At 62.8% G+C, this 11,864-nt stretch carries 13 protein-coding genes and 1 pseudogene; 9 read left to right on the top strand and 5 right to left on the bottom strand.

The window, feature by feature from the left end; genetic code table 11:
- Positions 1-2: 2 nt before the first annotated feature.
- Genes ENZ74_RS07920 through ENZ74_RS07910 form a run of 3 tightly spaced genes read right to left on the bottom strand, consistent with a single transcriptional unit; the run spans position 3 to position 2,501 of the window.
- On the bottom strand, positions 3-419 hold the full coding sequence (locus ENZ74_RS07920; RefSeq protein ID WP_013529490.1) for a cupin domain-containing protein: 417 nt from the start codon (positions 417-419) through the stop codon (positions 3-5).
- Between the two features lie 5 nt (positions 420-424).
- A complete protein-coding gene (locus tag ENZ74_RS07915) occupies positions 425-1,291 on the bottom strand; it encodes a phosphoenolpyruvate hydrolase family protein (protein ID WP_024504438.1) in 867 nt (288 codons plus the stop codon).
- A 13-nt stretch (positions 1,292-1,304) separates the two neighbouring features.
- Positions 1,305-2,501: a Tm-1-like ATP-binding domain-containing protein gene (locus ENZ74_RS07910; protein WP_063169051.1), complete on the bottom strand. Its 1,197-nt coding sequence runs from the start codon at positions 2,499-2,501 to the stop codon at positions 1,305-1,307.
- 111 nt (positions 2,502-2,612) lie between these two features.
- Between ENZ74_RS07910 and ENZ74_RS07905 the strand changes: the two genes are divergently transcribed.
- From ENZ74_RS07905 to ENZ74_RS07875, 7 genes are all read left to right on the top strand, one after another.
- On the top strand, positions 2,613-3,308 hold the full coding sequence (locus ENZ74_RS07905) for a TetR/AcrR family transcriptional regulator (protein ID WP_013529493.1): 696 nt from the start codon (positions 2,613-2,615) through the stop codon (positions 3,306-3,308).
- A gap of 359 nt (positions 3,309-3,667) precedes the next feature.
- On the top strand, positions 3,668-4,984 hold the full coding sequence (locus ENZ74_RS07900) for an extracellular solute-binding protein (RefSeq protein ID WP_013529494.1): 1,317 nt from the start codon (positions 3,668-3,670) through the stop codon (positions 4,982-4,984).
- A gap of 65 nt (positions 4,985-5,049) precedes the next feature.
- Complete coding sequence (locus tag ENZ74_RS07895; protein WP_013529495.1) at positions 5,050-5,955, top strand: sugar ABC transporter permease; 906 nt, start codon at positions 5,050-5,052, stop codon at positions 5,953-5,955.
- A gap of 1 nt (position 5,956) precedes the next feature.
- The gene (locus ENZ74_RS07890; RefSeq protein ID WP_013529496.1) at positions 5,957-6,916 is read left to right on the top strand and encodes a carbohydrate ABC transporter permease; all 960 of its coding nucleotides are present in this window, start codon (positions 5,957-5,959) and stop codon (positions 6,914-6,916) included.
- Positions 6,913-7,134, top strand: a complete 222-nt coding sequence (locus ENZ74_RS07885) for a hypothetical protein (protein WP_013529497.1) — start codon at positions 6,913-6,915, stop codon at positions 7,132-7,134. The genes ENZ74_RS07890 and ENZ74_RS07885 overlap by 4 nt, the downstream gene beginning before the upstream one ends.
- On the top strand, positions 7,131-8,234 hold the full coding sequence (locus tag ENZ74_RS07880) for an ABC transporter ATP-binding protein (RefSeq protein WP_063169050.1): 1,104 nt from the start codon (positions 7,131-7,133) through the stop codon (positions 8,232-8,234). Before ENZ74_RS07885 ends, ENZ74_RS07880 begins: the two co-directional genes overlap by 4 nt.
- The gene (locus ENZ74_RS07875; protein ID WP_013529499.1) at positions 8,234-9,319 is read left to right on the top strand and encodes an ABC transporter ATP-binding protein; all 1,086 of its coding nucleotides are present in this window, start codon (positions 8,234-8,236) and stop codon (positions 9,317-9,319) included. Before ENZ74_RS07880 ends, ENZ74_RS07875 begins: the two co-directional genes overlap by 1 nt.
- Positions 9,320-9,331: 12 nt before the next feature.
- Here ENZ74_RS07875 and ENZ74_RS07870 read toward each other — a convergent pair whose 3' ends face one another.
- Complete coding sequence (locus ENZ74_RS07870; RefSeq protein ID WP_013529500.1) at positions 9,332-9,763, bottom strand: DUF4437 domain-containing protein; 432 nt, start codon at positions 9,761-9,763, stop codon at positions 9,332-9,334.
- Positions 9,764-9,899: 136 nt separating this feature from the next.
- On the opposite strand from ENZ74_RS07870, the pseudogene ENZ74_RS07865 reads away from it, so the two are divergent.
- Positions 9,900-10,695: pseudogene (locus tag ENZ74_RS07865) on the top strand (MFS transporter); the annotation flags it as partial.
- 97 nt (positions 10,696-10,792) lie between these two features.
- On the opposite strand, the gene ENZ74_RS07860 reads toward ENZ74_RS07865, so the two are convergent.
- The gene (locus tag ENZ74_RS07860; protein WP_063169049.1) at positions 10,793-11,140 is read right to left on the bottom strand and encodes a GFA family protein; all 348 of its coding nucleotides are present in this window, start codon (positions 11,138-11,140) and stop codon (positions 10,793-10,795) included.
- A 119-nt stretch (positions 11,141-11,259) separates the two neighbouring features.
- Between ENZ74_RS07860 and ENZ74_RS07855 the strand changes: the two genes are divergently transcribed.
- Positions 11,260-11,864, top strand: a 605-nt coding sequence (locus tag ENZ74_RS07855; RefSeq protein WP_245470937.1) for an amidase family protein, incomplete at its 3' end; no start/stop codon positions are given.

The following is an 11,864-nucleotide window of genomic DNA, read 5'->3' as shown; positions in this document are numbered from 1 at the left end:
GATCACTGCCCCGGCGGAATCAGCCTGAAATCCGGCAGCTCACGCAAAACCAGTTCAGGTCCTGCCGGCGAATAGACGACGAACAGCTGCATCGGCCCGTCGCCGGTGTTGAGCGTCGAATGAAAGCGGCTTTCCGGCACGTAGATGGTGCAGCCGGGGCCGACCTTCTCGACCATCGGATTGCCCTTCTCGTCCTCGACCATCTGTTCGCCATGGCCTGAGATGACGAAGATGATTTCTTCCGCGCCCGGATGGTTGTGGCGCGTGTGGCCCTTGCCGGAAGGCAGGTCGACGACCCCGCCGGAAAAGCGGGTTGCGCCATTCACTTCGGGCGCCACCGTCAGCGCCAATTTTCCCCAGTCGAAGCCGAAGGCGCTGACGTCCTTCGGGTACACGAACACTTTGCTCTTGTCGGTCATCTCACTCATCCCTTCTTTTTCTTGAATGTGGTCTTCTGGCCGCCGAGCGCGACGGCCTTGAAATCGGCCGTCTGCTTGGCGATCGCGGCTTCCGCCGGCAGCCGTTCCATCGAGCTGGCGCCATAGAAGCCGTGCAGGCCCTTGGCCTGGGAGAGAATGTAACGGGCGTCGTCGGGCATCGAAATCGGGCCGCCATGGCAAAGCAGGATGACATCCTTGCGCACCGAGCGCGCGGCATTGGCGATGGCGTCGATCTCCTGAATGCAGTCGTCGAGCGACTTGGCTGACGTGGCGCCGATCGAGCCGCCTGTCGTCACACCCATATGGGCGACGACGATGTCGGCACCGGCCTTGGTCATGGCGCGGGCCTCATCCGGGTTGAAGACATAGGGCGTGGTCAAGAGATCGAGCTTGTGCGCCTCGGCGATCATGTCGACCTCGAGGCCGAAGCCCATGCCGGTTTCCTCGAAGCTCTGCCGCATGCTGCCGTCGAACAGGCCGATGGTGGGAAAATTCTGCACGCCGGAAAAGCCCATCGTCTTCAGCTCTGCCAATAGCAGCGGCATGATGACGAACGGGTCGGTGCCGTTGACGCCGGCCAGCACCGGCGTGTGTCTGACCACAGGCAGCACCTCATAGGCCATTTCCTTGACGATCTCGTTGGCGTTGCCATAGGCGAGCAGGCCGGCGGCCGAGCCGCGCCCGGCCATGCGGTAGCGGCCGGAATTGTAGATGATGATGAGGTCGATGCCACCGGCCTCCTCGGCCTTCGCCGACAGGCCGGTGCCGGCGCCGCCGCCGACGATCGGCACGCCCTTGTCGATCATTCCCCTGAATTTCTTCAAGATGTCCTTGCGCGGTATGGCGGGCATTTTTTGAGGTCTCTCACTGTCTGGCGATGTCGAGGAAGGCCGCTGTTGCTGCCTTTGCGAATTCCGGGTCGTTGATATGCAGCGGCAGGCGCGTCACGCGGCGCTTGCCGTTGGGCTTGATGGTGCGCTCGATGGCATCGAACAGAACGGCGTCGGCTTCCGGGTCGAAGAAGGCGCCGCCTTCGATGTCGAGCGCCGAGACGCCTTTTTCCGGGATGAGAAAATGCACCGGTCCCCCGCAGCGGGCGAGCCTGGTGCCGATCCACTCGCCGATCGCACGGCATTCGTCCGCCGTGGTGCGCATCAGCGTGACATTGGGATTGTGTTCGTAGAACAGCCGGTCGCGATAGTGCTCCGGGATGGTCGAAGGCGCCCAGAAGTTCACCATATCGAGCGCGCCGACGGAGCCGACATAGGGCAGCCCCGTGCGTGCGACGGCGCCGAAACGATCCTCCGTCGCCGGCAGCACGCCGCCGAACAGAAGATCGCAGACTTCGGTCGTGGTGATGTCGACGACGCCGGACAGCAAGCCGCTGTCGGCCAGCTTTTCCATGCTGCGGCCGCCAGTGCCGGTGGCGTGGAAGACCATGCAGTCATATCCGGAACGGAGCTGGTCGGCGATGGCGGTCACGCAAGGCGTGGTGACGCCGAACATGGTGAGGCCGATCGATGGTTTGCCGTCGGGTGGTGGCGCCGGGCTGGCCGCCATGCCTGATATGGCTTGAGCCGCGTTGTACAACACGACACGGGAGAGCCGGTTCAGTCCGGCCATGTCGGTCACAGAAGGCATCATGATGATGTCGGAGACATCGACGTAGGGAGCGGTGTCGCCGGAGGCGAGCGTCGAGACCATGATCTTGGGCAGGCCGAGCGGCAGGGCGCGCATGCCCGACGTGACGATCGATGTGCCGCCACCGCCGCCAATGCCGATCATGGCCGCGATGTCGTTGCGCGATTGGGCAAAGCGGGCGAAGGCGATGCCCATTGCGGCGACCGCGGCGCCGCGATCATTGCCGCCGAGCACGGTTTCACTGCCGCCGGGATGATGGTCGGCGATTTCCCTCGCGCTGATATCGACGGGGATGGTTGCGTCGCGCGTTCCGACATCGACACGACAAACGAGGGCGCCCGCAGCCGTGATTGCATCGGCCAGGAAGGCGAGTTCCTCGCCCTTGGTGTCCGCGGTCCCCACCACATAGATACGCTTCATTGCGCTCTCCCAATCCTGGCAGGCGCGATGCCGCCCCCATCGCTCATTGCCCGGGCCACTCGACGATGCGGACGCCATTGCAAATTTTTGAGACGTGCGTATCGTATTGGTATGAATGTCTCACGTCAACAATCCGCTGCGAGCGACGAGGCTGAACGGGCAACCGGCCCAGTGCCCGAACGTGGGCCGCGCGCGCGGACCAAACGGCTGATGCTGGAGACGGCAACAAGGCTGATGCAGGCGGGCGTCACGCCCTCGGTCAGCGAGGTCGCCGAGGCGGCCGAGGTTTCCCGCGCCACCGCCTATCGTTACTTCCCGAGCCAGTCGGCACTGGTGCAGGCCGTCGTCGACGAGGGGCTGGGGCCAATCCTCACCTGGCAATCGACCTCCGCCGATGCCGAGCGCCGGGTCGCCGAGCTGTTCGACACGGCCATGCCGCGCATCGAGGCCTTCGAGGCTACGTTCAAGGCAGCACTGAAGCTGTCGCTCGATCAATGGGCGCGGCGTCAGGCCGGCACGCTGGGCGGTGAGCCCGCCTTTACGCGTGGCCACCGCATCGACCTGCTGAAGGATGCGATCGCGCCGCTCAAGGGCCGTTTGCCGCCGCGCGACTTCAAGCGGCTGGCACAGGCGCTGTCGCTTATCTTCGGCGTCGAGGTGCTGATCGTGCTCAAGGATATCTGGGGGCTGGACAGCCGCCGGACGATGTCGGTCGCACAGTGGGCGGCCGGGGCGCTGGTGCGTGCGGCAGTGGCGGAATCGGTCGATGAAGGAGGCAGCCTCGATCCGAAGGCAGTCGTGAAATAGAGCCTAACTGGTTCGACCAGATTGGCATGCACACTACTGATCTTAGCGGTTGGGTGGGGTATTGGACAATACCCGATCATATCACTGAGTAGGAAAATCTTGGTAAAACAGGCAGATAAAGCGGTAATCCGATGGAAATGGCCACGTCAAGCTGCCAAGAAAGGGCTTGACGCGCATGCAAAATTGGTAATACCAGATTGGATCAGAAAAGCGGATCGAAAGTGAGGGCTGCGATCCATTTTCCGGCGGGGCGAGGAGGCTCGAAACCGGAAAGGTGCGATCACGGGAGGAACTACCAGGGCCGGCCACGTTGCCGGCTCGCACGATAAGGTAGAACGCGCACAAGGGAGGAAATCATTATGCGCAAGTTAGTGACCAGCGTACTTGCTGGTATCGGCTTAACGCTTGCCTGCGGAACGTCCGTTTACGCGCAGGAAAAGTCACTCACCATCTTCTGGGCTGAATGGGATCCCGCAAACTATCTGCAGGAGCTCGGCAACGAGTACGAGAAGCAAACCGGCGTCAAGATCACGGTGGAAACCACCCCGTGGGCCGACTTCCAGACCAAGGCCTTTACCGAGTTCAACGCCAAGGGCAGCGCCTATGACCTGGTCGTCGGCGACTCGCAATGGCTTGGTGCCGCCTCCGAGGGCGGTCACTATGTCGACCTCACCGACTTCGTCAAAGAGAACAAGGTTCTCGACAAGATGGCTCCGGCGACGGTCAAGTTCTACTCCGAATATCCCGGCAACAGCGGCAAATACTGGTCGATCCCGGCCGAGGGCGACGCCGTGGGCTGGGCCTACCGCAAGGACTGGTTCGAGGATCCGAAGGAAATGGAAGCGTTCAAGGCCAAGTATGGCTACGACCTTGCCGTTCCGAAGACCTTCAAGGAAATGACCGACATCGCGGAGTTCTTCAACAGGCCCGACCAGAACCGCTACGGCATCGCCATCTACACACAGAACCAGTATGACGGCCTGGCGATGGGCTTCGAGAACGCGCTGTTCTCGTATGGCGGTGAGCTCGGCGACTTCGGCACCTACAAGGTCGACGGCATCATCAACTCGGACAAGGCGGTGGCCGCGGCGGAAAACTACCGCAAGCTGTTCGGCTTCACGCCTCCGGGCTGGACCAACGCCTTTTTCGTCGAGAACAACCAGGCCATCACCGAAGGCCTGGCGGCGATGAGCATGAACTACTTCGCCTTCTTCCCCTCGTTGATCAACGAGGCGTCGAACCCGAACGCCAAGAACACCGGCTTCTTCGCCAACCCGGCAGGTCCAGGTGGCGAGCAGTTCGCCGCGCTCGGCGGCCAGGGCATTTCCGTCGTCTCCTATTCCAACAACAAGGAAGAGGCGATGAAATTCCTGAAGTGGTTCATCCAGGACGATACGCAGAAGAAGTGGGCGGCCCTCGGCGGCTACACCTGCAACAAGGCCGTGCTGGAATCGGCCGAGTTCCAGAACGCCACGCCCTACAACAAGGCCTTCTACGACACGATGTTCAAGGTCAAGGACTTCTGGGCGGTGCCGGAGTATGCGGAACTGCTGCAGCAGCTCAACCAGCGTGTCTATCCGTACATCGTAAACGGCGATGGTACGGCCAAGGAAATGCTGGATGCGCTGGCGAAGGATTGGGACGCCACGTTCAAGAAATACGGCCGCGGCCAATAACCGACATGTAGTGCGGAGGAGGCCTGCGCCTCCTCCGTTTTCTTTTTCAGGAATGGGAGCAGGTCTTGGCGACCACAATGATCACACCGCTGAATACCTCCTCCAGAGCCGCCTCTCGCGGCCTCAGCGACATTTCGATACGCAACCTCTTCATCATCCCGACGATCGTGTTCCTGATCGTCTTCAACATCTTTCCGCTGATCTATTCGCTCGGCTATTCCTTCACCGACTTCCGCGCATCGACCAATGCGCCGGCCAATTTCGTCGGACTGAAGAACTATCGCGAGCTCCTCAGCGACCCTTATATCTGGAACAATTTCGCGGTGACCGCGAAATACGTCATCGTCTCGGTCGTCGGTCAGGTTGTCGTCGGCTTTGGAACGGCAATGCTGCTCAATCGCACCATTCCGCTCAAGGGCCTGATCACGACATTGCTGCTCTTGCCGATGATGCTCTCGATGGCGGTGGTCGGCCTGTTCTGGAAGCTGCTCTACGATCCGTCCTGGGGTGTCATCAACTACGTGCTCGACCTCGGCAAATTCCAATGGCTCGGCGACCCGAAGATGGCGCTCTACGCGGTCGCGTTCACGGACATCTGGATGTGGTCGCCCTTCGTCATGCTGTTGTCGCTCGCCGGGCTTTCGGCGGTGCCGAAGCATCTTTACGAAGCTGCCGCGATCGACCGCGCCGGGCCGTTCTATACCTTCTTCCGCATCACGCTGCCGCTGGTCGCGCCGATCCTGATGATCGCGGTCATCTTCCGCACCATGGAAGCCTTCAAGACTTTCGATCTTGCTTATGTGCTGTCGACGCAGCCGAGCACGGAGGTGATTTCCATCCGTCTCTACAAGATGGCTTTCCAGGAATGGCAGACGGGGCGCTCCTGCGCGCTTGCCTATATCGTGCTGATCATGGTGCTGGCGATCACCAACATCTATGTGAAATACCTCAACAAAGTTAAGGAGCGCTGAGATGGCGGCCGTCCAGACTTCGGGTGAACGGGCGCTCAACAAGGTCGCTATTGTCGCCGTCCTTTTGGTGACGATCATCTTCCTGGCGCCGATCTACTGGATCGTGGCGACCTCGTTCAAGCCACGCAACCTGGCCACGACGATCCCGCCGACGGTGATGTTCGAGCCGACCATCTCGCCTTTCGTCAAACTTTTCACAAAGCGCTCACAGTTGCGCAGCCCGCCGTCGGCCGAAGAATATGCCGCCGCCCCGTGGTGGGAGCGCGTCGTGTTCGACGGCGGCGAGAAGATCGTGCGCGACGGCAAGGGCCAGGTGCAATGGTCGGGATATCCGAGCCGCTTCCTGAACTCGCTCATCATCGCCATCACCTCGACGGTGTTGGCGGTCGGCATGGGGACATTCACCGCCTATGGCTTCTCGCGCTTCAAGGTGAAGGGGGAAGCGGACCTGCTCTTCTTCATCCTGTCGACGCGCATGTTGCCGGCGGTGGTGGTCGCCATCCCGATGTTCCTGATGTACCGGGCAGTCGGGCTCAACGATACGCATCTGGGCCTGATCATTCTCTACACCGCCTTCAACCTGTCCTTCTCCGTGTGGCTGATGAAGGGTTTCATGGACGAGATTCCGAAGGAATATGAGGAGGCCGCGCTTGTCGACGGCTACACGCGCATGGAGGCGTTCTTCAAGATCGTGCTGCCGGAGGCCGCCACGGGCATCGCCGCCACCGCCGTGTTCTGTTTCATCACCGCATGGAACGAATACGCCTTTGCGCTGATCATGACCAACCGCCGCGCCCAGACCGCGCCTCCCTTCATCCCGAGCCAGGTCGGTTCGGGCCTGCCGGACTGGACGGTGATCGCCTCCGGAACCTTCCTGTTCCTGCTGCCGGTCGCCATCTTCACCTTCCTGCTTCGCAATCATCTGCTGCGCGGCATGTCCTTCGGAGCGATCCGCAAATGAGTTTTCGCGCCTTCAACCAGAAATACCTTGAACCTGGGTCGCAGATATTGATGGTGCTCGGCATCGTCGCGCTCTGCCAGCCCTGGAACATGCTGCTGCACAGCTATGGCCTGACCATCATCCTGATCGGGCTCGTCGGCTTCAACGTAACCTCCAAGATCGCGCCCGAGGAGAAGGCCGGCACCGGCCAGGTGCGCAATCCGGGAGCACAGCATTGACCCAGATCGAGCTTCGCGGCGTCCAGAAATTCTTCGGCGCCGTCCAGGTCATCAAGGACCTGAACCTCAAGATCGCCGACAACGAGTTCATCGTGCTGCTCGGCCAATCGGGCTGCGGCAAGACGACGACGCTGCGCGCCATCGCCGGGCTGGAAACCATCGACGAGGGCGACATCTTCATCGACGGCAAGCCGGTGCAGCATTTGAAGGCCGCCGATCGCGACATCGCCATGGTGTTCCAGTCGTTCTCGCTCTATCCGCATATGAGCGTCTACGAGAACATCGCCTTCCCCTTGCGTGCCACGCGCAAGAGCAAGACGGAGATCGACAGCGAGGTGCGCTCCGTCGCCAAGACGCTGCAGATCACCGACCTGCTGGACAAGAAGCCGTCGGCGCTCTCGGGTGGCGACATGCAGCGCGTCGCCATTGGCCGCGCTCTGGTGCGGCGGCCGAAAGCCATGCTGATGGATGAGCCGATCGGCGCGCTCGACGCCAAGCTGCGCGAGGAGATGCGCGCGGAAATCAAGCGGCTGCACATCAAGCAGGGCTCGACCACCATCTATGTCACGCACGACCAGATCGAGGCCATGAGCCTGGCCGACCGCATCGTCATCATGCACGCAGGCGTCTTGCAGCAGGTCGGCACGCCCGACGAGGTCTATTCGCAGCCGGCAAATCTGTTCGTGGCGCAATTCGTCGGCAGCCCGGTGATGAATGTCACCGATGCGGCGGTGGCCGAGACGACGTCCTCGGTTTCGGTGACGGTCGGTGGAGCCGCCGCCGGCTTCGAGTTCCCGCGAGCCCTGCTGTCGAAGCTCAACGGCCATGCCGGCGGCCAGTTGGCGCTTGGCATACGGCCGGAAGGCGTGCTCATCCGGCGCGAGGCGACCGAGGGCTTCGTGCCTGTCGACACACATATCGTCGAGCCGCTCGGCTCCTTCGACATCGTCGATCTCAAGGTCGGAACCGAGTTGCTGCGGGCCCGCACCAAGAGCGGCTTCGTTGCCGGACCCGGTGAAAGGGTCTTCGCCAGGATCGACCCGACCCAGGCGCATTTCTTCGACAAGGCAAGCGGCAAGTCGCTTGAGGTGAGACTCTGATGGCCCATATCCAGCTCAAGAACATCTCGAAGACCTTCGGCAACCACACGGCGCTCACCGGGCTCGATCTCGATATTGCCGATGGCGAGTTCTTCGTGCTGCTGGGCGAGACGGGCGCCGGCAAGACGACGACGCTGCGGCTTATCGCCGGCCTGGAGAAGCCCAGCGAAGGCCAGGTCTTCATCGACGGCGTCGACGTTGCCGACTGGGGTGCGGCCGAGCGTGACGTGGCGCTGGTGCTGCAGCAATATTCGCTCTATCCGCGCTACACGGTGCGCGAAAATCTCGAATTCCCGCTGAAGCCGAAAATTCGCCGGCTGCCCGACGCCGAGATCAAGGACCGTGTCGACCGTGCCGCCCGTACGCTGCGGATCGAGCATCTGCTCGACCGCAAGACGGATCGGCTGTCCGGCGGCGAGATGCAGCGCGTCTCGATCGGCCGCGCCATCGTGCGCAAGCCGCGTGTGTTCCTGATGGACGAGCCGCTGTCTGCGCTCGACGCCAAGCTGCGCGAGGCGCTGCGGACTGAACTGAAGAACCTGCAGATACAGCTCGGCGCCACCTTCCTGTTCGTCACCCACGATCAGATCGAGGCGATGTCGATGGGTGACAAGGTCGGCGTGCTCAACCATGGCCGAATCGTCCAGACCGGCACACCGCATGAGATCTACAACAATCCACGCGACACCTATGTGGCGAGCTTCGTCGGCTCGCCGCCGATGAACCTCATCGACGGCAAGCTCGTGAACGGCCGCGCGGTGATGGCGCCGCTGAATTTCGAATTGCCTTTTTCAGGGGGAGCCAAAGCGGGCGGGGCGACCGACGGTCGCCCGCTCGTCTTCGGCATTCGTCCCGAGGACGTCTATCTCGAGAGCGGCGCGCCGGTCGAGGCGCGTGTCCACGACGTCGAGAACCACGGCGTCGAAAAGATCCTGACGCTGCGCGTCGGCGACGCGACACTGCGTGCAACCGTGCCGGCCAGGACCGACGTCGCCATCGAGCAGGCGGTGCGCTTTGCCTGGAACCCCGACAAGGTGGTGCTGTTCGACAAGGGCAGCGGCGTCAGCTTGCGTCACGCCTCGTAGCCGCATCCCAGCCTATTTCTGGAAGTAGGTTTCGTAGGGCGTGTCGTTGATCAGCAGGATCACGCATTCCGTGTCGGAGACGCAGGCGTCGTCATGCATCTCATTGGCTTTCTGGGTCCAGTAGGATCCAGGAGGCAGTTCGACCTTGGTCGCCTCGCCGCCATCCATCTGCCAGTGCGCCCACATCCCCTTTATGACCACCGCACGGTAATCCGCGGTGTGCGCATGGACCGGTGCGCGCCAGTTGCCGGGAACCTTCAGCAACGTGCCTGCCGGACCCTTGGCCCGCTCGCCCCACAATGGGCCAAGACGATGCGGCTGGTCGGGTACTTCCGCCACATAGGGGATCTTGTCGGCCGGCAGGTAGCTGTCCTCGAGGGCAAAGGCGCGCCCGGGAACCGCAAGCATGACGGCGAGTGCGATGAGCTTCGGATGATTTGGCATTGGTTCTCCTCTTCGGACCGGCTTGCCGCCGGCCTCTCGCTGCCTGGTTCTGGCAAGCTATTGCATGCGGGTGGCCCGGCAATGGCATTGCGTCCGGAAGGCTTGGCAATTCATCCAGACCCGGCGATCCACGGCCGCGCTGCGGATGGTGCCGATGCGATTGATGCCGCGCGCCATGTCGATCATCCTGACCGGCGTTTCGCTGGCGACCGTCTGTGCGGCGCCGGTCGGCGCCTATGTCGGTGACATCTGGGGCTGGCGCACGGCCTTCATGATTGCGACCGTGGTCGCCGCCCTGGCGCTGCTGGTGCAGCTGGCCACCATTCCGAAATTGCCCCCCCGTGGGTGTGGCAAGCTTCCGCACCTTGCTCCACGTGCTGAAGCGTCCGTCGATCCGGGTGGCGCTGCTGGTCGTGCTGCTGGTCGCTTCGGGACACTTTGCCGGCTTCACCTATGTCCGTCCCTTCCTCGAGAAGGTCCCCGTGCTCGACATCGAGACGATCTCGCTGGTGCTGCTGGCCTATGGCATTGGCGGCTTCTTCGGCAATGTCGCCGGCGGCATCCTGGCCGAGCGCAGCCTCAAGGCAGCCGTTGGGCTGGCGCCCTTGCTGATCGCACCGGCCGCCGCCTCGATGCTGGTTTTCGGAGCTTCGCCGACGATCGCCGCTGCCGCCGTTGCGGTCTGGGGCTTTGCTTTCGGCGCCGTTCCGGTCGGGCTGCAGAGCTGGCTGGTGCGGGCAGCACCCGACCAGGCAGAAAGCGCCGGCGGACTGATGGTGGCGACGTTCCAGGTGGCGATCGCGCTCGGCGCCGTCTTCGGCGGCCTGCTGGTCGACCACACCGGCGTCGCCAGTGCCTTCGCCCATTGCGGCGCGGCGACATTGCTGGCGGCCAGCGTGGTGTTCCTGCGCGGCCCGAAGCAGGCCGAGTAGCCTCGCCGCAATCAGGCTTCCCTGACACCTGCGCGTCGGCCCGAGAACCATCACGGTTTTCGGGTCGACGCCGTTGTGACGGCAGCGACGAGCGAACTCAGGCCGACCGCCCGTCGAAATCGAAGACCGACAGGGTCGAGGGGTCGAGATCGGCCACGCAGTTGATGTTGATGTAGGCGCTGCGTTCACGGCCCTCGCGGACATCCTCCGCAAAGGGATGGATGCCGCAGGCCCGGCAGAACCGGTGCGCGATGGCATGATTGCCGAATGTGTAGGTGCCCAAATCGTCGCCCCAGGCCAGGACCCGCAAGGTCCCGTGCGGGATGGCACACAACAGGGCGCCCTTGCGCGAGCAGATCGAGCAATTGCACCTGATGGCGCTGGTCAGTTCGGCCTTGAATTCGAAGGCGACCTTGCCGCAGTGGCAACTGCCTTTGTAGAGCATCGGATTTTCCTCGCATTCGACAGGGTGCAAAACCGTCTGCGCCGGGTTAAGTCTCGGCAAGCCAGGCACTGGCCGCTATCCCTTAAGACGTTCAAGGCGTCCGGAGTCCGACACCGAAAATGCAATCCGTCCGTGATCATCTGGAAACCATCCTTGCGCGCCTCGCCGCCCGTGCCGGCGAAGAGCGTGTGTTCACGAAGCTCTATGCCGAAGCCGCGCGGGCCGCGGCCGATGCCAGCGATGCGCGCAGCCAAGCCGGCGTGACGCTCGGGCCGCTCGACGGCAGCATCGTCTCGATCAAGGATTTGTTCGATGTCGCCGGCGAGCCAACCACGGCCGGCTCGCTGATGCTCAAGGCCGCAGCACCTCCGCTGCGCGATGCCGCGATCGTCAGCCGGCTGCGGCAGGCCGGCGCGGTTATCATCGGCAAGACCAACATGACCGAATTCGCCTTCACCGCGATCGGCGACAACCAGCATTTCGGCACGCCCGGCAATGCTGTGGACACCAATCGCATTCCGGGTGGTTCTTCCTCAGGCGCCGGCGTTTCCGTCGGCGAGCGCACGAGCGAAATATCGATCGGTTCCGACACCGGCGGTTCGATACGCATTCCGGCTTCACTCAACGGTGTCGTCGGCTTCAAGCCGACGGCGCGACGTGTGCCGCTCGCCGGCGCGTTCCCACTGTCGGCCACGCTGGACTCGATCGGTCCGCTTGCCCGAAC

The organism is Mesorhizobium sp. M7A.F.Ca.CA.002.15.2.1 (assembly GCF_003998715.1).
In the GTDB taxonomy this organism is placed as follows: Bacteria; Pseudomonadota; Alphaproteobacteria; order Rhizobiales; family Rhizobiaceae; genus Mesorhizobium; species Mesorhizobium ciceri.
The sequence above is the reverse complement of the archived record's forward strand: the minus strand, read 5'-3'. Positions and strand labels throughout refer to the sequence as shown.